The following is a 22,081-nucleotide window of genomic DNA, read 5'->3' as shown; positions in this document are numbered from 1 at the left end:
CGATAAACTGGTGACGGACCTGCCTCTATTGCAAATGCCCGTCTGAATGAGCCAGGCGGACAAGCATATGAGCCAGCATATGCCGCTCGTCCTCACGCCCGACTTTCCACAGCTCCTGCAGCAGCTGCTCCTCCGCATTATGCGGATGCTCGTGTCCGGCCAGATAGTCTGCAATCTTCTGCGCCGCCACTGCGATTTGTTCTTCATTCAATCCCATCACTTCCGCCATATGAATGCGGCTCGCCAGATAGGAACGGAATTCATCGAAATCCTGAAGGATTTTCTCCTTTTCATTCTTGTCGATCCGGTTCAGTACGTCAGGGATCATCTCGGCACGTACTTCACCGTCTTTAAAAGCGGCATGATTGTGTTCGGACATTAGAACTCGCCTCCTTGAATGGCTTCGCGTTATTTGAACATACTCACGGCTTAGCGTCTCATACCCTGAACGATGGCTGCCCCCTCCAGAAGCATTATGCCGCTGAGCTGGAGCTCAGCTGAACAGGCACCTGCGGCTTCTTCTCCCACGACGGCCCGCACAGATCGAGCTCCTTGTCCAGTCCTTCATCCCATAACCGCCTGGCATTGACCAGAATTACCTCTTGAATCCGTGCGTTCTCCGGGAATTGCTGGTGCAGCTGCACCAAATACCGGATCAGAATGCCTTTGAACAGACCGCTATCGTCAATGCCTTCATCCGGAAGCATCATCGTGTCCGGGTCGCATAAGCGGTTCAAGCAGGCTTGGGCTGTCCGCTTCGCGTCAATTGCATAGGCCCGTCACCCGTGCTGCGGTAAAGCTCCAGTCCGGCTCCCAGGAATATCCCTTGGCAGTAAGTGAATTCCCAATCATAGTCGATTTGACCGTCGCCCCGTCTGTTCATTCCATCCCATACAAAGCCTGTGGCAGGATCAACCAGATTTTCTTTATTCCAATCGTGAATGCGTTTTGCCCATTCTAAATATTCCTCTTCATGGAGCATTCCATACAGGCGGGCGGCAAGAATCGCGGCAGGCGCATTGACAGGGGTGTTTTTATAATCGGTCTGGTCTTTCTTCCAAGCCATCCCGCCCCCGCAATGACTGTTCCAAGCTGTCTTGATATCTGTCCACAGCTCCATCACGCTGCTCATATATTCCTCACTTCCGGTAATCTTGTATGCGCGCAGCAGCGCAAGGGCCATCCACTCCATATCATCATAATAATGATGAAGGAAGGAACCGCCGTTATAGGCGCGAAGGCTTCTGCTGAGGTCCTGGATCCGCCGGGCGTAAACTGCATCGCGCGTTCGTTCGTAACCGTCTGCCAGCACATGGATAACGTGGGCCTGCCACCAGTAATAGAAATTGTCGTCCGCCCTACTATAGTTGTCGATATCTCCATGCAAAAGACCCAAGCGCCGAAGGAGTACCTTCCTTGCGCTTGGGTTAAGTGCTTCAATAGCGGGCTTTCTCCAATTTAGTTGATTTAATGCTTTAAATTTGCCAAAAGCGGCTTATTAGGCAGGTAATGCAGAGATTTGATATAACGGATCGTCCGCGTCTTGGCGCGCATGACGATGGAATGGGTTTCCGCCCGCTGATCGGGCAGCATCCGCACGCCGCTTAAAAATTCGCCGGGCGTAACGCCCGTCGCGGCAAAAATAACATCGCCCGTGCCGATCATATCATCCATCCGCAGCAGCTTGCGGGGATCGGATAAGCCCATCTCGATACAGCGCCGGGCCTGCTCCTCATTCTCGGGCATCAATCTCCCTTGAATTTCCCCGCCCAGACATTTGAGCGCGGCAGCGGCAAGCACACCCTCCGGAGCGCCTCCAGAGCCCACGTACAGGTCAATACCGGTCTCGGCAAAAGCAGGAGCAATGGCTCCAACAACATCGCCATCAGACAATAATTTGATCCGGACGCCTACTTGCCTCAATGTTTGGATTAATGATCCATGACGCTCACGGTCGAGCAGAATAACCGTCAAATCCGAAACCTGCTTATTCAGTGCAAGGGCAGCTTTCTCTACGGTCGTGCGGATCGGATCGTCGATGCTCAGCTTCCCGGCCAGCGAGGGACCGACCGCGAGCTTCTCCATATACATATCCGGGGCATGCAGCAGATGTCCCTTCGGCGCCACCGCGATAACCGCGAGCGCGTTATTCAGCCCTTTGGCGACAAGCTCCGTTCCTTCCAATGGATCGACAGCCACATCAACCTCTGGCCCCTGCAGGCTGCCGACCGACTCACCGATATACAGCATCGGCGCCTCGTCCATCTCGCCCTCGCCAATCACCACGGTACCCCGGATCGAAACGGAATCCAGCATGCCGCGCATGGCATTGGTGGCCGCCTCATCGGCATGATGCTTGTCTCCCCGGCCCATCCAAGGGGCTGCCGCCAATGCGGCAAGCTCCGTAACCCTGACAATCTCCAGCGCTAATTCGCGTTCCATGCTTCTATCCCCTCTCCCCAAGCTCGCTTTCTAATTTGTCAGACCATTTCCTGCAGCCAGCCGATGATCGTTCCCGCCGTTTCCTCAATGGCCTTCTCCGTCACGTCAATGACCGGGCAGCGAAGCGACTGCATAATCATATCCGCATATCGCAGCTCTGCATGAATGCGCTCCAAGGAAGCATACTGCGCCGAGAAAGGAAGGCCCATCGCCTTGAGCCGTTCCGTTCGAATGCCGCTCAGCTGATCCGGACTCATAGTCAGCCCGACTATCAGCTTATTCCCTTCCTTCAGCTCAGGCGGCACCTTGACTTCCGGAAGCAGCGGCAAATTCGCAACCCGGACGCCTTTATGGGCCAAATAGATGCTCAACGGCGTCTTCGATGTGCGGGAAACCCCGATCAATACAACCTGAGCGAGCAGCAGACCCCGCATGTCTTTGCCGTCATCGTACTTGACCGCGAACTCAATGGCTTCAATTCTGCGGAAATAATCGTCATCAAGCGTATGCAGAAGGCCGGGCTTGCGCTTGGGCGAATCATTGAACGTATCTATGAAGGCCTGCATCATAGGCCCCAGAACATCGATAGCCCGGACACTTCTGCGCAGCGCCTCTTCCTTCATGGCTTCGCGCAGCTCCGGCTGGACAAGCGTATAGGCGATGAAGCCTTGGCCGATCGATGCTTCTTCCACGATCCCGGCGATTTCATCCTCCGTCTTGATATGGCTGAACCGCTTTAATTTGACCTGCTCGCTGGCAAATTGCCTCATAGTCGCATTGACGACCGCTTCAGCGGTCTCGCCTACCGCATCCGAACATATGTAAATGCGATGGGGCTTGTTCTCCAGATTATCCAACTGCTGCGTCCCCCAATCCTGGCTGCAAGTGCATGTTATTCCGTCATCCAACGAAGGATGTTGGTTTTGCTGATCCATCCGGTTACCTCTCCGCGGCGGGAATAGCTGTCCTCCCCGGTCACAACAGGAAGACCGTCAAGCTCATGGATAAGCATTTTGTTCACGGCCTCAAGCAGCGGCTGATCCGGTTTCAATGCGGCAATGGCAGGCAGCCTGTTCATAGCCATACTGACCGGAATTGCAGCCGGATTGCTGTTTCCCAGTGTAATCTTGAGCAAATCCCGCGCCGTGACCACACCGACAAAACGCTGCTGGTCATCGACCACGGTCAGCGCTTCCGCATTGCCCATAAACAGGCTGATCACCGCATCATGCACGGAAGCCGTCTCCGCAACATTAACCGGCATCCCCTGAACATCCTTGACCAGCACGCCTTCCCATCGTTTAAGAGCCTGCTCCCTGCCTGCCCCCGCATCGCCAAGGAAATACCCCACCTTCGGCTTCGCCTCCAGCAGCCGCAGCATGACGAGGAGGGAGAGATCGGCACGCAGCGTGGGCTTGCCTGTCCCCATCATTTCCGCCAGTTGATCGCCCGTGATCGGGGCATGCAGTTTCACTAATTTGACAATCTCCATTTGTCGTTCAGACAATGTAATGAAAATCACTCCCTATCGAATAAGACATCTTATTCAATCATTAATGTATCATATATCTTTTTTAATACACAATATTAATTTTAAAAAACAGCAAAAACAAAGCCCGCACCCGCTTTGCAGCGCCTGCAAGGTTCTCTGCCTGCAGGCTTCATTTCTGTAAGAATGCTCCTTCCTGTTTAGGGAATAATAGGCATGCTTTTAAAGACAGAAAGGTGGTTTGGATGTGGATAAGAACAGCAACAATCATGACGAATCAGCGTCTCCTCCGACACTGACGACCCGGCAAGGTCATCCCGTGACGGATAATCAGAATATAAGAACGGTGGGAAACCGGGGACCAAGCACGCTTGAGAATTATCATTTTCTCGAAAAAACGACGCATTTTGACCGGGAACGCATACCTGAACGCGTCGTACATGCGCGCGGCGCAGGAGCCCATGGCGTTTTTGAGGCTTATGGCAAAGCGGGCGATGAGCCAGTCTCCACTTATACGAGGGCGAAGCTGTTTCAGGAAGCAGGGAAACAAACCCCGGTCTTCGTGCGTTTTTCTACGGTTATTCACGGCACCCACTCGCCGGAAACATTGCGCGACCCGCGCGGATTTGCCGTAAAATTTTATACCGAGGACGGCAACTGGGATTTGGTTGGCAACAATCTGAAGATTTTCTTTATCCGCGATCCGCTTAAATTTCCCGACATGGTACATGCCTTCAAGCCTGATCCCGTTACGAATGTGCAGGATATGGAGCGTTTCTTCGATTTTGTCTCGCTCAGCCCGGAAGCCACGCATATGATTACCTTCCTCTTCTCGCCCTGGGGAATTCCGGCTAATTACCGGCAAATGCAGGGCTCTGGCGTCAATACATACAAATGGGTCAACCAGAACGGAGATGCTGTGCTTGTCAAATATCACTGGGAACCCCTGAAGCAGGGAATCAAAAACCTGCTGCAGCAGGAGGCCAACGCCATCCAGGCGCTTAATTTCAACCATGCCACGCTGGATCTCTATGAAGCGATTGAACGCGGTGACTATCCCGAATGGGAGCTGTGCGTGCAAATTATGAGCGACGGCGAGCATCCCGAGCTCGATTTTGATCCTCTGGACCCGACCAAGCTGTGGCCAACCGATCAATTTCCATTTCTCCCGGTAGGAAAAATGACGCTCAACCGCAATCCCAAGGATTATTTCATGGAGGTGGAGCAGGCTGCCTTCGGCACGGGGGTATTGGTTGACGGCCTTGACTTCTCGGACGACAAGCTGCTTCAAGGCAGGACGTTCTCCTATTCCGATACCCAGCGCCACCGGGTGGGAACCAACTATTTGCAGCTGCCGGTCAACGCGCCAAAAGCACAGGTAGCCACCAATCAATCCGGAGGCCAGATGCAAATTTATATGGACCGGGCTCCGGGGCAAAATCCGCATGTCAACTATGAGCCTTCCGGTATGGGCGGGCTGCAGGAAGCAGCGAAACCCGGGCGGGATCATGAGCCGCGCTATGAGGCCAGCCTGGTGCGCCAGCCGATTGAACGCACGAACAATTTCAGCCAGGCCGGCGAAACCTTTCGTTCCTTCGAAGCCTGGGAGCAGGACGAGCTGATTGCCAATCTGGTCGATGCGTTCTTGAAATGCAACAGCGATATCCGGGACCGGATGATCGGTAATTTGACAGAAGCGGATACCGAATACGGCCGCCGTGTCTCCGAAGGCTTGAAACAGGCCGGAGACCGCAAAATTGCCAGCGGACAAACCGATCCGGATCAGGCCGTCAAGCTGTCGCAGCAGGAGGGGCGCGAGGCCGGGCCTTACTGAGCGCTTCTGCAGCAGCTTGCCAATAAGCACCGTTTTCTTATCTGCGGGAGCACCAATATTGCGCTTAAGGCCCGGTGCCGCCGAGATGGCGGAGCTTGGGCCTTTGTCTTGTGCCGTCAGCCGGAGAAGCACATAAGATGGTGGCAAAGGAGGAAATACAAATGCCTCTGTACCGCATCATTGTCGATCTGTCGGACAGGAAGCTGTATCTGCTTGACGGCAATATCGTAGTGAACGAATATCCTGTAGGCATCGGCAAAATGCTGACGAAAACGCCAACTGGAGAGTATACGATCATCAATAAACAACCCGATCCCGGCGGCCCGTTCGGCGCTTTCTGGATGGGGTTGTCGAAGCCTCATTATGGCATTCACGGGAATAATGATCCTTCCTCCATCGGACGCGAGGTTTCCCGAGGCTGTATCCGGATGTACAACGAGGACGTCGTTTCCCTGGCGCAAATCGTGCCGCTGCGAACGCGAGTGACCATCCGGCCCTGAGGGGAAAGCCTTGGAGGCCGCAGTTATTTAATGTGGCCATTCGGACATACTAGAGGGAAGATTGAATATTTGGGAGGAAGAAGTAAATGGATTACAAAACAGCGCAGCTTACGCCGGAGGCAGTAAAGAAGCTGCAGCAATATGAAAGCGAGCTTTCCAGCAGCACAGGCGAAGACATCATCCTTATCGCTTACGAACAAGAGGGGCCGGCCCCCGCAAACGGCCTTGATCAGGAATAAACATGGGCAGCAGCCCCTTGCCAAGCGCGGGGGTTGTTTTATTTTATATCAGCAGCCGCAGCAGGGACTATGCCGCTTATTTTGAAGGAATCCCTGCCTCCGGATTCAGCTCAAGGATCATCTCCATCAGCTGCTCGCGCGGTATAAGCCTGACTGCATTTGATTTGGCCAATGTATCGGCCGCTTCCGTGAAGCCGCTATCCGTAACTACCCATGCCTCCGCAACTCCATAATGAGCAATGGCCGCCTGCGCCTCCTGAATCGTTTTAATCCCGATATTACTGGTGTGACGTTTAGCCTGTACAACGATTTTCCTGCCTCCCTTGGCGATAATCAGAACCGTGCCCTCATCGCTTGGAGCTTGAATAACCTCGACGCTGTAGCCTTGGGCTTTGAACAAATAGCCAAGATACTGCTCAAACTGAGTGCCCTCCATAATGCTAATATCCGCAATATCCATACCGGCAGCGTTCTCTTCCTTCCGCCTGCGCATAAACATATGTACGATGATAAAACAAACCACTATGAATCCAGCCGCGACCGCAGCATAAACAATTGATTTCGTGGTGCTGTACGTCAGCAAAAAGGCTACCGCTACCAATAACCCCATAAGCCCTCTTGACGTAATCTCCTGCACTATCATCCAGCTTTTACGACGAGCCATTATTTTCTCCCCTTTTTTTCCGTCTTAATCCATATATCGGAAAAACAGGTAGCTATTTTTACTCCATTTATAAATAAAGAAGCCATGTTCCCGTCAAAAAACCTTCACGCATTAGCTTCCAATTAGGAAAGCTAAGACGAGAAGGCTTTGCAAGGTTAGCGAGGAAAAGGTCAAATAATTAATTCCCCAAGCTTGATTAGCTCGACAACCGCTTGCGAACGACCTTTAACGTTCAATTTTTGCATAACGTTAGAAATATGATTCCGCACAGTCTTCTCACTTATAAATAATTGCTGCGCGATATCTCTGGTCGTTTTGTCCTGAACCAATAATTCAAAAACCTCTCGTTCACGATGAGTTAGGAGAAACTTGCTTTTCTGGTCGCTGCCCTTCAATTTTTGTCACCCCTCCTTGCTCGGGTTTTTATGGTTTAACAAGGTTAAGGGATACAGTCAACTTATAATATGAAGAGGCGCATGCAGTGGTGCGGTCGTTCCCAAAATTGGGCGGTATGCAAAAGGAAAAGGCTGCGAACGTTGCTCGCAGCCTTTTTTTTCTACTCATTATCGTTCACTCAAGCCCATCCTGCCTAGCGCCGCCAGTACGTTTCGTGGGGGTAGCGGTACTGCAGCGGCGTGGTTTTTTTCCTGATTGCAAAGCCGCCGGTCGGCTTGTAGTCAAACGGTTTCTCCCCGGAGGCATAAGCGGTATGCTTGCGGCGCTCGATGCAGTCATACAGCACATTCTGCTTGAGCGCCAGGTATTCCAGCGTGTGCGGACCGAAGCCCGCTTCAATTTCGCCTGGACGGAATTCATAATAAACCGTGCGCCGGAGCGGATTGCCGTCCCCATCCGGAGAGCCATGCAAAACAAGAATATTATGAAAAATCACATCGCCAGGCTGCATCGGCACGGGGATGGCATCCTCGGTGGAAAAGCCCGGACGTCTGCAGCGTTCATCCGAAGCTTCCGGAGACCAGCTGCTGCTGCCGGGAATCACCCAGAGACAGGTCTGCAAATCGGCTTCGTCCAAATAAAAATCCACATTAAAAATCGGCCGCTTGTCCTCGCATCCATCCGGAACAGCCGCATCCCGGTGCCAGGGAACAATGACACCCTCATCCGGCGCCTTCAGCACCATCGAATCCCAGGTGGGAATGAAATTGGGCCCCTGCAGCTTCTCTACGGAACGGAGAATAAAAGGATGACCCAGCAGCGCCTTCATGGGATCGCTCTTGTCAATCACATATTCAACACGTTTGAGAATCGGTTGGCCTGATTTCACTCCCGTACCATACATATAGTCGGGATCCCCGCTGACACCGGCCACCCCTTTGTCATACAGCTTGGCCATCTCGGATTGGACGATCCGAAGCTCTTCATCCACCAGAACATGACGAATAACAAGGAAGCCGTTATCCAGGAAAAACTTCGCCTGTTCCTCATTAATGCTGTCCTGAAGCTGTGCATCCGCGATCGGCATTTCCATATTTGACGTGTTCATGCTCGCTCTCTCCTTTTGTGGCATCAGGTAATGGTTTACCTGTAGTATAAGAGATGCGGCAGGTGATGTATTTAGCTTAAAGTAACAATAAGGTTGCCGATATCACACAAAAGCTTTTATAATGACAATCAGGTTGACAGCGCTGCCATTATTCTGATGGAGGGATTATGATGTCTGATGCACCGGCTCCCGTTTTCGTTCATTCCCTGCCCGAGCATGCGGCCGGGATGTATTTTTTCCCGCCCTATATTACACTTGCCCATCTGTTTCATTCTCCGGCTGATTGGGGGATTCCGCCGCGGAGGCTCAGCAATTATCAGTTTCAATACGTCGTGGACGGAATGGCGGAATATGAGATTGAAGGCCATACGATTATAACGCGGCGCGGCGATTTGATTTATCATTCCCCCTATCAGCTGCATGAGCTGAGGAAGCTTCCCGGGGAGCCTTATATTTGCCTTTCCATCCTGTTTCATTTTGGCGATACGGAGTACCCCCTCGAACAGCTCCTCGGGGAGAATCGGCTGCTCGGCAATTTCCACGGTCAAGCGATCGAGAAGAAGCTGACGCAGCTTATCACCCACTATCATCAGCCTGGACTTACGCATCATTCGCAGTGTCAGGGTCTTCTTATGGAGCTTCTCTCGGACTTGTCCAATTGGAAAGAAGACCGGGAAACGAGGACGGAAGGCCAGCAGAAAATCAAAACCAAAATGGTGTTGATCCGCAATTTTATTGCTGCCCATTATAACCGCGAGATTACGCATCATGAGCTGGAAGAGCTGTCCGGTCTAAGCCGCAATTACATCATTCTCAAGTTTCGCTCCGCATTTGGTGTGACGCCGTTCGAATATTTAAGCCGTGTCCGGATTGAGCGCGCCAAGGAGCTTGCGCTGCAAACCAAGATGTCGATCAGCGAGATTGCCTGCGCCGTCGGTTATGCCGATGTTCATACTTTTGGACGCATGTTCAAAAACAAAATGGGAACCAGCCTCAGCCAGTTTTGTTCCTCATTGGTAACGGATTAACAGCATCGATGCACAAGAGAATTAAAAATTGTTGGATTCACGGATTCACAGAATGCTGTTCCAATCATCAGGGAATAACATGAATATCCTTCGACCGGTAAAACAAAAACAACAACCCATGCGGCAGGCTGCCGACAGAGATTGTTGTCAGTTACAATCGGAGAAATTTATGGTTTGGGCCGGACAGGAAACACGCGGTCAACCATGGCGTTGAATTCGGTAATAAAGGCCTGAATGGGATGGCCGGATTTCACATCTTCCGAATAGGAGCTCATGCGGTGAACGAAATCCGGTGAGGCCGACACATATACATGCTCGATTTGAGGCGCTATCTGTTTTACTTTATGGGCTACCTTCTGCTTCAAGCCATTCGCCAATTCCTTGCCGTGATGTTCCGGTCTGGTATGCGCCAGAGGCCGCATATAGCTTTGGGCGGTTCTGCCCTTGGGCAGATTTTTTTCCATGACGGTGCCGTGCTGCGTATGAGTTGAGGAATCCTTCAAGGTTACGGCAACATAAGCGTTGTTATCCGTCAGCATCACAAACGATTTGTCCACCTCTTCCATGGCAGCGATCCGGGCCGCGATGTCGCTGCTCATTTCCAGGCGGTAATTTTTATGGGCGCCAATGATATTATTGCTGTTGAGCCTTCGGCCGTCCATACGATTCATTTCATTCATCTGATCGTTGGCGAAGCGCTTATTCATGATACGGTTGCCATTCATGTCGTAGGTAATACTGTTTTGCCGGATGTTCTTGTTTCCAAGCTCTCCGTGCTTGTCCGAACAGCCGGCGAGCATTGTTGTTGCAGCCACTGCCATGAGCATGATCCATTTGCGCTGCATATGCCATCCTCCGTTTCGTAACTTATGTTGCGGCCCGCTTATAGCGTTCGCCGAACGGGGAGGCACTATGCTGGTAACTTTTTAAGATCAACCGGATATACTCCTGTGGTGAGGCTGGACGCGAACCAGCTGAACCGGCTCCTTCATTCCCTTCAGTGCGGCAATAAAGGAATGTGAGCTGTAGGAATCCGCAGCAATCTCAATCCGCCGGAAAAGCTGGTTGTGCAAATTGGCTTCAAGCAGGATTTCCCCAGGATTGCCCAAGGCCTGAATCCGGGCCGCCATATTGACTGTCCGCCCAAAATAATCATTTCGCCCGTTCATGCCGACCGCCACCGCCGGACCGTGATGGAGCCCTATGCGAAGGTCCAATCCATCTTCTGACTGCCAGGACCGCTGGATATCCAGAGCAGCTGACATGCCGTCCTCCGTCCGGTCAAATACAGCCATAACGGCGTCCCCGATGGTTTTGACAACCGCCCCTCCATGAAGCTCGACCGTCTCCGACAAGAAGTCGAACATTTGCCTGACATATCCATACGCGCTGGCGTCGCCAACCCGTTCATAATAAGCCGTGGAGCCGCAAAGATCGGTAAACAGGACAGTAAGGCTGGAAATTCCCGCTTGCTGTCCGGGCGCAAGCACATCCGAAGAGAACAGGCTGCGAAATTCGGGCAGCAGGGTCACATAAGAAGCTGTCGCCACGAGATCATCCCAGCCTTCGCGTTCAATAACGACAATCACCTCATGATCGCGTTCATTTGCGATCCGGATGCCGCCGCCACAATAACCGGCGGCATTCTCCTGTGCCCAGCCCTGTTCATTTATAGTGACCTCCGTTACTGGGTGGCTATCCTTGTCATGCTGTTCTTGCGTAGCGGAATCAAGCTTCAAATGAATCCATTCATTGCTGCGCAGAATGCGTATTCTCCAGTCAATGGCTTGTTCAGGCAGCTCCAAGTCCGTATGTTCTCCGGAACCTATCAGACGCTGCGTGAAGATATGGGGCGAGAAAGCCGGAGCCCCTATGCAATAGACAGCCCGCGCGGAACGCCGGATTTCCGGATGTACGGAGAAGCAGAGCTCAACATAACGGTCGAACATAGCCTCGTAATCGATTCCGCACCATTCGCAGTGATACCGTTCATGAATTGCGGAAAGCCGGTCAGCCCCTGTTTCAGCAACGCGGCAATTGGGGCAAATGAGCCGCCACTCCATATTGAACATGCCCTGCGTAGTCGCATGGAGCAGGAGCTTCAGCACATCATTGCGTTCTGCTTTCCACTTGGCGGCCAGAACAAAGGGCCGGATATCCGCTGTATCGTCCTCATGTCCGTTCAGGACAAGCATTTCAAGCTCCTGCAGCAGAGTCTGCTTAAGACCCAGGGTACCAAGCCGCTCCATCAGCTCGGATAGTCGTTGCGCATTCACGCCTGGCGCATGCGGCGCTTTGCCTATAGCAGGAAGGCTGGGGACTCGTGTGTAAGAATCAGCCGTAATTGCTCCTTCAATATATTGAAAGGTCTTCTTCATCGATTGGCTGGCGAGCAGCCTCACAGGCGGGTACATGGCCCAATTAGCGGTAGTAACTGTAGAGTACAGCTTCACATTAGTAAGCGGCTCTCCATCCCCGCCGTTATCCGCTTCACTGAGCTGAATGCCGGAACGGAATGTTTTCATTGGCCCCCGCAAATAATGACGGTAGACCTCATACCAATGGCGTTCCTTCCATTCAAATGGATATTCCTGCCATTCCATAGGCAGCAAACGCAGCGCGGTTGATTTCATTGCCCGGCTTATGGAACGGCGATCGCGCAGCTCTCCGCGGATGACCGGATCGAGCCCGATTGCCCGGTTTATACGATTCGTATTAGAGAGAATTTCCCATATGCGGGATTTGGAAAGCGCAAATTGTTTCTCCATGACCAAATGAACCTCCGGTTTTCCATTGCCCACCCACCTTCCTCCGTTCTCATGCCGTAAATTGACGAATTTTGTCGTATAAATAGTGTACCTTACCTTCATTGACAGCACCATTGCTTTTAAGTTAAAGTATAAATTAGAACCTGGTACTAATACCTGATATCAAGGAGTCGATAAAATGACGCTTTCCTCCCTTAAATCACAGACCAAGCTTACCGCTTTTGGCGTTTATGTACCCGATCGGATACTCACGAACAACGATATGGAGAAGCTCGTGGATACAAGCGACGAGTGGATTGTCCAACGCACCGGCATCAGGGAGCGGCGCATATCGGCCGAGGATGAATACTGCAGCGACTTGTGCTACGCTGCTGTCGCCAATATGCAAGCCCGTTATGCGGTGAACCTGGAGGATGTGGATTACATCATCGTGGCAACTTCCACCCCGGATACGTTCTTCCCCAGCATGGCTGCCAGAGTTCAGGCCAAATTCGGCATCCGTTCATGCGGTGCGCTGGATATTCAGGCCGCATGCGCCGGCTTCGTCGCCGCGCTTCAGCTGGCCAACGGACTGCTGCTGACAGGCGTTCACCGTAAAATACTCATTATCGGAGCGGATGCCTTATCCAAAGCTACCGATTACACCGACCGTTCCACCTGCATCCTGTTTGGCGACGGGGCCGGCGCTGCGCTGCTGGAATGGACCGAGGATGGCACGCTGCTTGGCTCCTATACCGCTACCAGCGGAGCAAGCGGTCATCATTTATATCGCTCAAGCCTCTCTGCCGATATTGATGGGCATCCTATTCAGACCTCTGGCAAAATTGTTCAGGATGGCCGCGAGGTGTATAAATGGGCAGTAACCCAGGTGCCCAAAGGAATAACCGCTTTGCTGGAGAACAACGGCCGGACAACGAAAGAGATTGACTGGTTCGTTCCCCACAGCGCCAACATGCGCATCGTGGAATCCGTCTGCGAGCGAACGGGCATACCGCTTGAGAAAACCTTGGCAAGCATGGAGCTGTTCGGCAACACCTCCGCCGCATCCATACCGCTTGCGCTTGATTTGGCCATCCGCGACGGTCGTATAAATAAAGGAGATCTCTGTCTGCTTTATGGTTTTGGCGGCGGGTTGACCGAAGCGGCCGTCCTTCTTGAATGGAGCCTGTAATTCTTGCCTGCCCGTAAGCGGCTGTTTCCCCACCCGATCGTTATTCATGTCCTGTCAATTGCCATGACAGGACAAGGAACCATACCAGAGGCGCTGTTTCAGACATACTATGGAACATATAGATGCTGCGGGATGGAATAACGAAGGAGGAATGATAGATGAAGCTGCTGTTTACCTATTATGTGCCAAGCGGAGGAATTGAGACTCTTAACCGGCTTCGCTGCAGAGCTTTGCGGATGGTTGGAATAGAGGCTCATGCCCTCTATTTGTGGGATGGCGCCGGACGGCAAAACATGGCAGAGGTCTCACATTTCATTACAAATGACGACAATGAAATCCGCAACGTTCTTGCAGCAGGGAATTACAACGCAATCGTTGTTACCTGCGATCATTTGATGCTGCAGAGGATCAGAGGGCTTGGCTATACGGGAGCGCTGCTGTATGAAGCGCAGGGCCTTGGCACCCGCGAGCAAGCAAGCGGTACGCTTGCTTTTGCTTCCCTTTTCATCCGATTGTACGCACAGGCCGCTATCAGCCCCCCCACTTCACACCTTATGGAGCTTTTTCAAGCCCATCTGTCCGACATTCCAAGATTCTATGTGCAAAATATGATAGATACCGATCGCTTTACGTACCAGCATGCGCCGTGGCTGAACCCTTCCGGGGCGCCTGTCGTGGGCTGGATTGGCCGGCTTGAAGCCAACAAGAACTGGCGGCTCTTCCTCTCTATCGCCGCAGCTCTCAAGATGAAAAACCCTCTCCTCCAAATATGGATGTTCGAGGATGCTTTTATTTTCGAACCGGGAGAGCGGGATGCTTTCAACAATCTGGTACATGAGCTTCATCTGGCGCCTAACCTTGTTGTGCGGTCCAATGTTCCCCATGATCATATGCCTCTTTATTTATCCGCTATCGGAGATTCCGGAGGGATGGTGATTTCCACCTCCTTCATTGAGGGCTTCGGATATGCCGTTGCGGAAGCCATGAGCTGCCGCTGCCCCGTGCTGTCCACTGATTCTGATGGCGTCCGGACTTTTATTGAGCACAACCGCACAGGAAAATTTTTCATGTCGCGAACGGTTGAGGACGGCGTAAGGGAAGCCGGACTGATGATGAAAAACCGCGCCCATACCGAGCATATGCGCGAGCAGGCCCAGCAGCATATCCGCAGCCATTTCTCATTGGCCCGTTACGCCGCAGATATGGTGAATATATTGGTTGCACTTGGGCTTCGCGCATACAACTGAGGCTGCCCCGATGTCCGGGCCGCTCCAGACCGTATGCATGCATAAGACGCAATATGGTCGAATGCATGCCGCCAATTGCCGTGCCTGCATATACCCTGTCCTCATATACTGGGAAGAAAAAAGGATGTGAGGTGAGAGATAATGACTCCGAAAGTATCTATCATTATACCTTTCTATAATGATCCTTATATTGACCAGGCCGTGATGAGCGCCTTGTACCAGACCTATCCCAACATCGAAATTATCGTCGTGGATGACGGATCAACCCTGCATCAGCACCTGCTTGCCCCTTTCCAATCCCGCATACATTATTTGGGCAAAGCAAATGGCGGGACTGCGAGCGCGCTCAATTACGGCATGAGAATGGCAAGCGGCAAGTATGTGGCCTGGCTCAGCTCGGATGACCGTTTCAGCCCTGACAAGATAGCCAGGCAGGTCCATTACATGGAGCGGACAAACGCGCAGATCAGCCATACGGACTACGATCTGATGAACGAGAATGGGGTTATCACGGCGATGGCGGCATCGGCCAAATACGCCTCTGCCAAGGCCTTTATCTCTGAGCTTCGCCATGGCTGCCCCGTCAACGGCTGTACGATCATGATGACCAGGGATCTGATTCAATCCATCGGCTGGTTTAATGAATCGCTTCCCTACACCCATGATTACGATTTGTGGATCAGAATCATATTATCGGGGATAGACTTTCATTTCATCAACGAAAGATTAACAATCTACCGGCAGCATCCGCAAATGGGCACTGTGAAGCACTTTGACACCATAGTCAAGGAAGCAACCCATGTCAGCCAGCTTTACGCTGGCAGGATGAATGCCCTGGTTGCGTCGCTTCCGGGATAGGATAATCAGAAGGTTGCGGCAGCACGGAGCGATAGTCCTGGAAAAAAGCAAAACACCCCGCAGCTCGATGCTCGATGCGGGGTGTTTTGCTTTGCTCTGTTCAGCAAGCTTCATAACATTTGATCCCGATGACCGGGTTATGGCAATTCAAGCGCCTCGACCTGCTTCCAGGCCGATTCGATATCCGCCATCAAGTCCTCCGGCTCCTCCAGTCCGATATAAATCCGGACAACGACACGCGGACTGTCCGCCGGAGCAGAATTCAGCTTGTTCACCGTTACAAGACTTTCGAATCCGCCCCAGCTTACCGCGATTTTGAAATATTTCAAGCGGTTCGCCCATTCCTTGATCCGGCTGAGCTCCATTGTGGATTCAAAAGAAAAGAGACTTGTGCTTCCGGACATCTGGGTCATAGCCAGCTGATGCTGGGGATGGGATTCCAGCCCCGGATGATTCACTTTGACCACAAAGGGCAAGGTTTGCATAAAAGCGGCTACCTTCAGCGCGCTGGCTTCATGCCTTCTCAGACGCAGCGGCAGGGTCCGCAGCCCTTTGGATACAAGCGCTGCCGTTTGCGGCGTCATGATGCCGCCGAACAGCATGTATTCTTTATTAAACAAGGCCTTGATTATAGCCGCCGATCCGATCACCACGCCGCCGATACAGTCGCTGTGCCCGCCGATATATTTCGATATCGAATGCACCGAGAGGTCCACGCCGAGCTGAAGCGGCTTTTGGAACACCGGCGTAGCCCATGTATTGTCAATGATTGTCAAGGCACCGATACTCTTGGCCAGTGTCGTGCATGCCCGGATGTCCTGGAGCTGAAACAGCTGCGTCGTCGGACTTTCCAGATAAAACATTCTCGTATTGGGACGTACCGCTTCTTCCCACGCCTCGATACGGCTTCCGTCCACGAAGGTTGTCTCAATGCCGAACTTCTGCAGATACCCGCCCAGAAATTCGCGCGTCGGACCGTACACCTGATTCACGCATATAATATGATCACCTTGACTGACAGTGGACAAAATCGCCGCCGTTATGGCTGCCATCCCCGACGAGAAGCACTTGGCCTCTTCCGCTTCTTCCAGATCGGCAATTTTATGCTCCAGATACCGCACAGTCGGATTATGACCGCGGGAGTAGACGGGAATGGCCTGCAGATCCTGGAAGGCCTGGTCGAACTGATCGTAATTTTCAAAGGCAAACAGGCTGTTCTGGTAGATCGGGGTGTGGATGGCGCCATAATGTCTGGTGTCAATCGGATCATAAACAACCCGGGTATACTCGCTCACCTTTTTTGTTTCGGTGTCTGCAGTTGATTCTCCCATTGAATGACTCACCCTTTTTCCGCTCCTTGTGTCAAGCCTTCTACAATAAACCGCTGAGCTACAGCGAACAGCAGGATTGTCGGGATAACCGACAGAACGGTACCCGCGGACATGGAGCCCCAATCCACATCATATTTCAAAACAAAGGAATTCATCGCCACAGGAAGCGTCTTGAGCGCATCGGTGTCAATAAACATCACCGCCATAAACAGCTCATTCCAGTTCTGTACGAAAGCGAAAATAAACGTTGAAGCGATTCCCGGCAGCATGACAGGAATAATAATGCGGAATAAGGCTGAGAGCCTTGAACAGCCGTCGATCATGGCCGCTTCCTCCAGGCTGGATGGAATCCGCTGGAAAAACCCGCGCAGCAGAATGGTGGAGAACGGGATCAAGGATACCGTGTACATGAGCACGAGCGAAATGCGGTTGTTGATCAGATCCAGCCGGCTCATCAGGAGATACAACGGCGCCAGAGCGACAAAGCCCGGCAGCATTTGCGTCAGGAAGAAGCCAAGCATGATCTGCTTGTGTCCGCGAAAGCGAAAGCGGGCCATAACATAAGCGCTGAGAATCGCGATAATCAGGACAACGACTGCGGCGGACACTGCAATCAGCAGGCTGTTGCCCATGTAAATGTGAAATTTGGAGATTTTGAAAATATTCGCATAGTTGCTAAAGGTCAGTTCCTTGGGCCAATACCGCAGCGGGAACGAGAAAATATCCTTTTGCGGCTTCAGAGAGGTAATGACGATCCAGTACAGCGGAAATACCATGACGAGAAAGTTAAGCGCCAGGAACAGGATTTTGGATATCAGAAGCACACGAGATTTCATCAAAAATCCCCCACTTTCTCAGACCTCGTCACGGAAAGATAAAATATCGTATACATGAGCAGGAGCACAATCATGATGACGCCGACAGCCGATGCCGCCCCGTAATCTCCGCCGTAAATGATTTTGTCCAGCATGAACGAGGATAAAATATGCGTCGAGCCCGCAGGTCCGCCGTTCGTCATTCCATAAATAATGGCCGGATCATTGAAAATCCAGATTGCTCTGAGCAGCGTCGTGGTAATGATCGTCGGGAAAATATAAGGCAGCGTCACGTTGAAAAATTTGCGCGAGGCATTGGCCCCGTCCATATCCGCCGCTTCATACAGCTCCGATGGCACCGATTGCAAAGCAGCCAGCAGCATAATGGCAAAGAAGGCGATACCATACCAGATATTGACGACAATTACCGAGAACAGCGCCCAATTCGGATCCGACAGAAACCCGATGCGAACATCAATGATGCCAAGACGGAGCAGGATATCATTGATAACGCCAAGCTGCGAGTTGAACATCCATTTCCAGATCAGCCCGATAAGAAATCCCGAAAGCGCCCATGAGTAGAAGACGAATCCCTGATATACTCCCCGTCCGCGAAACGGCTTGCGCAGCACCATCGCCAGCAGCAATCCGAACAGAAACTGGAATACCAGCGAGAATCCGACCCAATAAGCGCTGTTGGATAAAGCGGTCAGAAATTTAGGGTCTTTAAAAGCTGCGGTAAAATTGTCGAACCCGACGAATTTGATGTTTCGAAGGTCGAAGAGTTTATAATCCTGGAAGGCCATAATAATCCCTTTGATAAAAGGGTAATACGTAAATACCAGGACCAGCACCAGCGCTGGCAGAAGACTGAGTCCGATGAACATTTTCTGATTTTTCAACAGGCGCACCACCTTGGATAAAAGCGTAATGGACGGCTTATGCGTGCGGCCGCCCATTACCTTTTGTATAGTATTTATTTACCTGTTAAGCGTCTTTATTTCAACTTGGATTTCTGGTCAACCCAGAAGTCGTTCCACTTCTTAAGCGTATCTTCAACGTTAGCTTGGCCAAGCAGCAGCGATTGCTGGCTTTCCATGCTGACCTGTGACCATTGGCCGGTTCCCGGATATTGGAACGCCGGCTTGTAGTTCACGAACGTTTCTGGCATGTTGCTGGCGTCGATCAGCGTTTTGTATGGTCCTGTTTTGAAGAACTCGTCTTCCGTTGCGCTAGTGTGAATCGGAATCAAGCCGTAGTCCTTGGAGAAAGCGGTGTTTTGCTCCGGACTCGACAGGAAGGCAATCAGCTTCCAGGCTTCTTCCTTATGCTCGGAGAAGGATGCAATCCCCCAGCCCGCTCCGCCTGCTGCGATCAACGCTTTGCCGGAAGGGCCGGTTGGCATTGGGGCAGTTGCCCAGGTGCCTTCCTCCATTTTTTCCTGCAGGGACTGGATAACGTCCGGATCTTGAAGAAGGATAGCGGTTACACCGGAAGTAAAGGATTGAACCTGCTCCTGGAAGCCCCAGTTGATGGAATCCGGAGGAGAAGCTTCTTTATACAGCTTCACATACAAGTCCATCGCGTCTTTGGCTGCAGGCGAGGAGAAGATGGATGAACCGTCTTTCAGGAACATCGAATCCTCCAGATTCACGTTGTCCGCATTGTAAGTAAGGACCATGGCGTCGCTGTTTCCGTTGGAACCAGGGCCTCCACGGAAGGAGAAGCCGTAGCGGTTCTTGGAAGCATCCGTAAGCTTCTTGCTGGTTTCATACAGCTCCTGCCAGGTTTTTGGAGCCTCCAGTCCAGCTTCTTTAAACCAGTCTGCACGGTAGTACATCTGTCTTTCATACAAGCCGTTCGGTACGAAGTACAGCTTGTCTCCCAATGAGCCAAGCGATTTTGGAACGGCGCCGACTGTTGCATAATCCGACCACGCGTCCGCATATTCGTTCAATGGAGCGATATAATCATTATTCACATACTCGGCAATATTGAGATCCCGCACTTCAAGGATATCGATATCTTCTTTGGCTGCAAGCATCGTTCTGATCTTGTTGTCAGCCTGGTCAAGCGGTGGAGAGATCAATTCAACAGAAATGTTAGGATTAGCATCCTCGAACTTGCCGATCATGGCGTTAAGTAATTCGGTACGTTTAGGACTTGTCAAGCTTTCGATCATGCGCAATTTGACTTTTTCTCCGCCATTAGCGGCACCTGCGTTTCCATTCCCGCTGTTCTCGTTCTTGCTTCCGCAAGCGCTTAACACGCCGGCTACAAGAATGAAAGCAATCAGCAATGCAAAGCCTTTTCTGGTCTTCTTCATTCTACACGACCCCTCCCCAACACATGTATCATACAGTCATCCTGTCTGATAGGTTGATTATAAATGGGATTGTTTTGAATTGTCAATCAAATTTATACAATTTGTAAAAATGAATCGAATGCTGTCGAATCAAAAAATGAATAGTGCTGAATGCCTGCTTTATGCTTCCGTGCTTTTAAACTGTTTTATAATAATTTCGATGGCGTTCATAAGTTTGTTGAATTCTTCCATAGCAGTTTCCGTATCATGGGAGGCAATCGCATCAAACATCGTAAAATGAAATTCGTACGTGGCGTCGAACAGCTGCTTGTCGCCCAGCGGATCATTGAAAAATTTCTCATACAGCTCGGAAACGGAATTCAGCACGGTCTCCAGAATCGGATTATTGGCTGCCTTGATAATGTGCCGGTGAAAGGTCAGATCCACCTTCGACGTGTCCTCCCCACTCTCCTTGAGCCTGCGGTATTCCTCGAGACATCTTCGTACTTCCTTCACCCTGCCCGCAGTAATCCGCTGCGAAGCAAGCTCGACAGCTTTGCCCTCCAGTGCTTTCCGCACTTCAAGAATGGCGAGCAGCGACTGCTTCTCCCGCTCGACCTTCACCTTGCCCGAGAACCGGAATGTATCCACTTCCAGTACGAATATTCCCTTGCCGTTCTCGACGCGGATAATTTCCATCGCCTCCAGGTAACGGAGCGCTTCGCGCATGGAAGATCTGCCTACGCCGAACATTTGGGTCATTTCCGTGACGGAAGGCAGTTTATCTCCCTCCTTGAGCTTCTCGTCGTGAATATAGTTTTGAATCTCCTGCGATACCTGTTCGTGCACGAGAATCTTTTGAATTTTATGAACAGCCATGTGTTTCACTTACCCTTCTACCTATCAGATAGGTCAATAATAGGGGATACTCACATACCATGTCAATATTGATCTTTTGAGCATATTCAGGTTTTCTCATCGGAGCCTCATTATCTGCTGATTCTGCGGGAACGCTTACTCTCAGAGCGCGCATCGGTATTGGACGTTATATAGCCAAGCTGTGTCAGATACAGTTCCCAGCGTTTCCCGTATTTCTCATAGGCAGCTTCCACTTCCCTTGCGATAGCCGCGCTATGACGCACCGTGCCCATGGCCTCATGCATACGGTAATCCAACAGCGCTTCAGGGGTCAAATGCAGCGGAATACCCGTCAGCAGCACCCGGAACCAGTAATCCAGATCATGGGTATACGGAAGCGATTCGTCGAACTTCCCTATCAGGCGGAATAACGATTGATGCATCATGACGGTAGAGCCGTTAACGGGGTTGCTTTTTCGCAAAGCGCGGTACAATTCTCCCGACTCGTATCCCGGCGGAATGATTGAAGTCCTCGTCAAGCTGCCTGCAGCGTCCATCTGGTTGAAGCCCGTATGGCCAATCAAGGCACCGCTCCTGATCATCGCATCCAGCTGTTTCTCCACTTTGCCGGAATGAAACCGGTCATCCGAGCTGAGCCAGGCGATATATTCACCGGTTGCATAATGAAAGCCGTGATTAAGCGCGCTGGCGGTTCCTCCGTTTGCTTTTCCCAGATAGTAGATTCGGTTCAGATAGGGGGCTACCTTATCCTGGTGCAGCGTGGAGCCGTCATCGACCACGATAATTTCCAGATTGGCATAGCTCTGAGCCAGAGCGCTGTCGATGGCTTCCCCCACATACGGATCGTTATAAAAAGGAATCACGATGGTTACTTTCGGCCGTTTGATTTCCAAATTCAACCCCTCCGTTTTTCTTGAAGTCTGGTTATCCGGTCTGTCCTTTTAATATTTATTTCATAGATAGTCAAGAAGAAACGACGGGTTATTTGACCGCCGCTCAGGATTGCT

At 51.6% G+C, this 22,081-nt stretch carries 24 protein-coding genes; 7 read left to right on the top strand and 17 right to left on the bottom strand.

Going from position 1 to position 22,081, the window contains the following annotated elements; genetic code table 11:
* Positions 1 to 25: 25 nt before the first annotated feature.
* The 6 genes from AC0YOB_RS09380 to AC0YOB_RS09355 all read right to left on the bottom strand — a co-directional run bounded on the left by AC0YOB_RS09380 (position 26) and on the right by AC0YOB_RS09355 (position 3,916).
* Positions 26 to 379 carry a DUF3243 family protein gene (locus tag AC0YOB_RS09380; RefSeq protein ID WP_475792615.1) on the bottom strand — a complete coding sequence of 118 codons (354 nt, stop codon included), beginning with the start codon at positions 377 to 379 and terminating at the stop codon, positions 26 to 28.
* 94 nt (positions 380 to 473) lie between these two features.
* On the bottom strand, positions 474 to 710 hold the full coding sequence (locus AC0YOB_RS09375) for a hypothetical protein (RefSeq protein ID WP_475792614.1): 237 nt from the start codon (positions 708 to 710) through the stop codon (positions 474 to 476).
* A 23-nt stretch (positions 711 to 733) separates the two neighbouring features.
* The gene (locus AC0YOB_RS09370; RefSeq protein WP_475792613.1) at positions 734 to 1,396 is read right to left on the bottom strand and encodes a glycoside hydrolase family 76 protein; all 663 of its coding nucleotides are present in this window, start codon (positions 1,394 to 1,396) and stop codon (positions 734 to 736) included.
* Positions 1,397 to 1,467: 71 nt separating this feature from the next.
* Positions 1,468 to 2,442 carry a class II fructose-bisphosphatase gene (glpX, locus tag AC0YOB_RS09365; protein ID WP_475792612.1) on the bottom strand — a complete coding sequence of 325 codons (975 nt, stop codon included), beginning with the start codon at positions 2,440 to 2,442 and terminating at the stop codon, positions 1,468 to 1,470.
* A 38-nt stretch (positions 2,443 to 2,480) separates the two neighbouring features.
* Positions 2,481 to 3,377, bottom strand: coding sequence for a pyruvate, water dikinase regulatory protein (locus AC0YOB_RS09360; RefSeq protein WP_475792611.1), 897 nt, complete (start codon positions 3,375 to 3,377; stop codon positions 2,481 to 2,483).
* Positions 3,335 to 3,916, bottom strand: a complete 582-nt coding sequence (locus AC0YOB_RS09355; RefSeq protein ID WP_475792610.1) for a CBS domain-containing protein — start codon at positions 3,914 to 3,916, stop codon at positions 3,335 to 3,337. Before AC0YOB_RS09355 ends, AC0YOB_RS09360 begins: the two co-directional genes overlap by 43 nt.
* A 256-nt stretch (positions 3,917 to 4,172) precedes the next feature.
* Here AC0YOB_RS09355 and AC0YOB_RS09350 point away from each other — a divergent pair, with 256 nt between their 5' ends.
* The 3 genes from AC0YOB_RS09350 (at position 4,173) to AC0YOB_RS09340 (ending at position 6,504) form a co-directional block, all read left to right on the top strand.
* Positions 4,173 to 5,765, top strand: coding sequence for a catalase (locus tag AC0YOB_RS09350; protein ID WP_475792609.1), 1,593 nt, complete (start codon positions 4,173 to 4,175; stop codon positions 5,763 to 5,765).
* 161 nt (positions 5,766 to 5,926) lie between these two features.
* Positions 5,927 to 6,265, top strand: coding sequence for a L,D-transpeptidase (locus AC0YOB_RS09345; RefSeq protein WP_475792608.1), 339 nt, complete (start codon positions 5,927 to 5,929; stop codon positions 6,263 to 6,265).
* A gap of 86 nt (positions 6,266 to 6,351) precedes the next feature.
* On the top strand, positions 6,352 to 6,504 hold the full coding sequence (locus AC0YOB_RS09340) for a hypothetical protein (protein ID WP_475792607.1): 153 nt from the start codon (positions 6,352 to 6,354) through the stop codon (positions 6,502 to 6,504).
* A gap of 76 nt (positions 6,505 to 6,580) precedes the next feature.
* Here the strand turns inward: AC0YOB_RS09340 and AC0YOB_RS09335 are convergent, their stop codons facing one another.
* From AC0YOB_RS09335 to AC0YOB_RS09325, 3 genes are all read right to left on the bottom strand, one after another.
* The gene (locus AC0YOB_RS09335; RefSeq protein ID WP_475792606.1) at positions 6,581 to 7,168 is read right to left on the bottom strand and encodes a restriction endonuclease; all 588 of its coding nucleotides are present in this window, start codon (positions 7,166 to 7,168) and stop codon (positions 6,581 to 6,583) included.
* A gap of 170 nt (positions 7,169 to 7,338) precedes the next feature.
* The gene (locus AC0YOB_RS09330; protein ID WP_210037248.1) at positions 7,339 to 7,563 is read right to left on the bottom strand and encodes a helix-turn-helix domain-containing protein; all 225 of its coding nucleotides are present in this window, start codon (positions 7,561 to 7,563) and stop codon (positions 7,339 to 7,341) included.
* 194 nt (positions 7,564 to 7,757) lie between these two features.
* On the bottom strand, positions 7,758 to 8,672 hold the full coding sequence (locus tag AC0YOB_RS09325) for a phytanoyl-CoA dioxygenase family protein (protein WP_475792605.1): 915 nt from the start codon (positions 8,670 to 8,672) through the stop codon (positions 7,758 to 7,760).
* Positions 8,673 to 8,842: 170 nt separating this feature from the next.
* Here AC0YOB_RS09325 and AC0YOB_RS09320 point away from each other — a divergent pair, with 170 nt between their 5' ends.
* Complete coding sequence (locus AC0YOB_RS09320; protein WP_475792604.1) at positions 8,843 to 9,700, top strand: helix-turn-helix transcriptional regulator; 858 nt, start codon at positions 8,843 to 8,845, stop codon at positions 9,698 to 9,700.
* A 167-nt stretch (positions 9,701 to 9,867) separates the two neighbouring features.
* On the opposite strand, the gene AC0YOB_RS09315 is transcribed toward AC0YOB_RS09320, so the two are convergent.
* Positions 9,868 to 10,545, bottom strand: coding sequence for a YhcN/YlaJ family sporulation lipoprotein (locus AC0YOB_RS09315; RefSeq protein ID WP_475792603.1), 678 nt, complete (start codon positions 10,543 to 10,545; stop codon positions 9,868 to 9,870).
* An 87-nt stretch (positions 10,546 to 10,632) separates the two neighbouring features.
* Positions 10,633 to 12,501, bottom strand: a complete 1,869-nt coding sequence (locus AC0YOB_RS09310; protein ID WP_475792602.1) for a DUF5939 domain-containing protein — start codon at positions 12,499 to 12,501, stop codon at positions 10,633 to 10,635.
* A gap of 145 nt (positions 12,502 to 12,646) precedes the next feature.
* Between AC0YOB_RS09310 and AC0YOB_RS09305 the strand changes: the two genes are divergently transcribed.
* From AC0YOB_RS09305 to AC0YOB_RS09295, 3 genes are all read left to right on the top strand, one after another.
* Complete coding sequence (locus tag AC0YOB_RS09305; protein WP_475792601.1) at positions 12,647 to 13,639, top strand: beta-ketoacyl-ACP synthase 3; 993 nt, start codon at positions 12,647 to 12,649, stop codon at positions 13,637 to 13,639.
* A 158-nt stretch (positions 13,640 to 13,797) separates the two neighbouring features.
* Complete coding sequence (locus AC0YOB_RS09300) at positions 13,798 to 14,886, top strand: glycosyltransferase family 4 protein (RefSeq protein WP_475792600.1); 1,089 nt, start codon at positions 13,798 to 13,800, stop codon at positions 14,884 to 14,886.
* Between the two features lie 141 nt (positions 14,887 to 15,027).
* Positions 15,028 to 15,744 (top strand): glycosyltransferase family 2 protein, encoded by a 717-nt coding sequence (locus AC0YOB_RS09295; RefSeq protein ID WP_475792599.1) that lies wholly within the window; start codon positions 15,028 to 15,030, stop codon positions 15,742 to 15,744.
* Between the two features lie 137 nt (positions 15,745 to 15,881).
* Here AC0YOB_RS09295 and AC0YOB_RS09290 read toward each other — a convergent pair whose 3' ends face one another.
* The 6 genes from AC0YOB_RS09290 to AC0YOB_RS09265 all read right to left on the bottom strand — a co-directional run bounded on the left by AC0YOB_RS09290 (position 15,882) and on the right by AC0YOB_RS09265 (position 21,967).
* On the bottom strand, positions 15,882 to 17,087 hold the full coding sequence (locus AC0YOB_RS09290; RefSeq protein ID WP_475769181.1) for a trans-sulfuration enzyme family protein: 1,206 nt from the start codon (positions 17,085 to 17,087) through the stop codon (positions 15,882 to 15,884).
* Positions 17,084 to 17,911 carry a carbohydrate ABC transporter permease gene (locus AC0YOB_RS09285; protein WP_210037241.1) on the bottom strand — a complete coding sequence of 276 codons (828 nt, stop codon included), beginning with the start codon at positions 17,909 to 17,911 and terminating at the stop codon, positions 17,084 to 17,086. The genes AC0YOB_RS09290 and AC0YOB_RS09285 overlap by 4 nt, the downstream gene beginning before the upstream one ends.
* Positions 17,911 to 18,801, bottom strand: coding sequence for a carbohydrate ABC transporter permease (locus AC0YOB_RS09280; protein WP_475792990.1), 891 nt, complete (start codon positions 18,799 to 18,801; stop codon positions 17,911 to 17,913). The genes AC0YOB_RS09285 and AC0YOB_RS09280 overlap by 1 nt, the downstream gene beginning before the upstream one ends.
* 86 nt (positions 18,802 to 18,887) lie before the next feature.
* Positions 18,888 to 20,216 (bottom strand): ABC transporter substrate-binding protein, encoded by a 1,329-nt coding sequence (locus tag AC0YOB_RS09275; RefSeq protein WP_475792598.1) that lies wholly within the window; start codon positions 20,214 to 20,216, stop codon positions 18,888 to 18,890.
* 159 nt (positions 20,217 to 20,375) lie between these two features.
* The gene (locus tag AC0YOB_RS09270; RefSeq protein WP_475792597.1) at positions 20,376 to 21,074 is read right to left on the bottom strand and encodes a FadR/GntR family transcriptional regulator; all 699 of its coding nucleotides are present in this window, start codon (positions 21,072 to 21,074) and stop codon (positions 20,376 to 20,378) included.
* A 110-nt stretch (positions 21,075 to 21,184) separates the two neighbouring features.
* Positions 21,185 to 21,967 carry a glycosyltransferase family 2 protein gene (locus AC0YOB_RS09265; RefSeq protein WP_475792596.1) on the bottom strand — a complete coding sequence of 261 codons (783 nt, stop codon included), beginning with the start codon at positions 21,965 to 21,967 and terminating at the stop codon, positions 21,185 to 21,187.
* Between the last annotated feature and the right edge of the window lie 114 nt (positions 21,968 to 22,081).

The organism is Paenibacillus sp. JT31N17 (assembly GCF_056269255.1).
The sequence above is the reverse complement of the archived record's forward strand: the minus strand, read 5'-3'. Positions and strand labels throughout refer to the sequence as shown.

Coding starts and splice junctions, on each gene's coding strand:
- AC0YOB_RS09380 (WP_475792615.1), bottom strand. CDS start 379: ATGTCCGAACACAATCATGCCGCTTTTAAAGACGGTGAAGTACGTGCC.
- AC0YOB_RS09375 (WP_475792614.1), bottom strand. CDS start 710: ATGATGCTTCCGGATGAAGGCATTGACGATAGCGGTCTGTTCAAAGGC.
- glpX (WP_475792612.1), bottom strand. CDS start 2,442: ATGGAACGCGAATTAGCGCTGGAGATTGTCAGGGTTACGGAGCTTGCC.
- AC0YOB_RS09360 (WP_475792611.1), bottom strand. CDS start 3,377: ATGGATCAGCAAAACCAACATCCTTCGTTGGATGACGGAATAACATGC.
- AC0YOB_RS09345 (WP_475792608.1), top strand. CDS start 5,927: ATGCCTCTGTACCGCATCATTGTCGATCTGTCGGACAGGAAGCTGTAT.
- AC0YOB_RS09340 (WP_475792607.1), top strand. CDS start 6,352: ATGGATTACAAAACAGCGCAGCTTACGCCGGAGGCAGTAAAGAAGCTG.
- AC0YOB_RS09335 (WP_475792606.1), bottom strand. CDS start 7,168: ATGGCTCGTCGTAAAAGCTGGATGATAGTGCAGGAGATTACGTCAAGA.
- AC0YOB_RS09325 (WP_475792605.1), bottom strand. CDS start 8,672: ATGAACACGTCAAATATGGAAATGCCGATCGCGGATGCACAGCTTCAG.
- AC0YOB_RS09320 (WP_475792604.1), top strand. CDS start 8,843: ATGTCTGATGCACCGGCTCCCGTTTTCGTTCATTCCCTGCCCGAGCAT.
- AC0YOB_RS09315 (WP_475792603.1), bottom strand. CDS start 10,545: ATGCAGCGCAAATGGATCATGCTCATGGCAGTGGCTGCAACAACAATG.
- AC0YOB_RS09305 (WP_475792601.1), top strand. CDS start 12,647: ATGACGCTTTCCTCCCTTAAATCACAGACCAAGCTTACCGCTTTTGGC.
- AC0YOB_RS09300 (WP_475792600.1), top strand. CDS start 13,798: ATGAAGCTGCTGTTTACCTATTATGTGCCAAGCGGAGGAATTGAGACT.
- AC0YOB_RS09295 (WP_475792599.1), top strand. CDS start 15,028: ATGACTCCGAAAGTATCTATCATTATACCTTTCTATAATGATCCTTAT.
- AC0YOB_RS09285 (WP_210037241.1), bottom strand. CDS start 17,911: ATGAAATCTCGTGTGCTTCTGATATCCAAAATCCTGTTCCTGGCGCTT.
- AC0YOB_RS09275 (WP_475792598.1), bottom strand. CDS start 20,216: ATGAAGAAGACCAGAAAAGGCTTTGCATTGCTGATTGCTTTCATTCTT.
- AC0YOB_RS09270 (WP_475792597.1), bottom strand. CDS start 21,074: ATGGCTGTTCATAAAATTCAAAAGATTCTCGTGCACGAACAGGTATCG.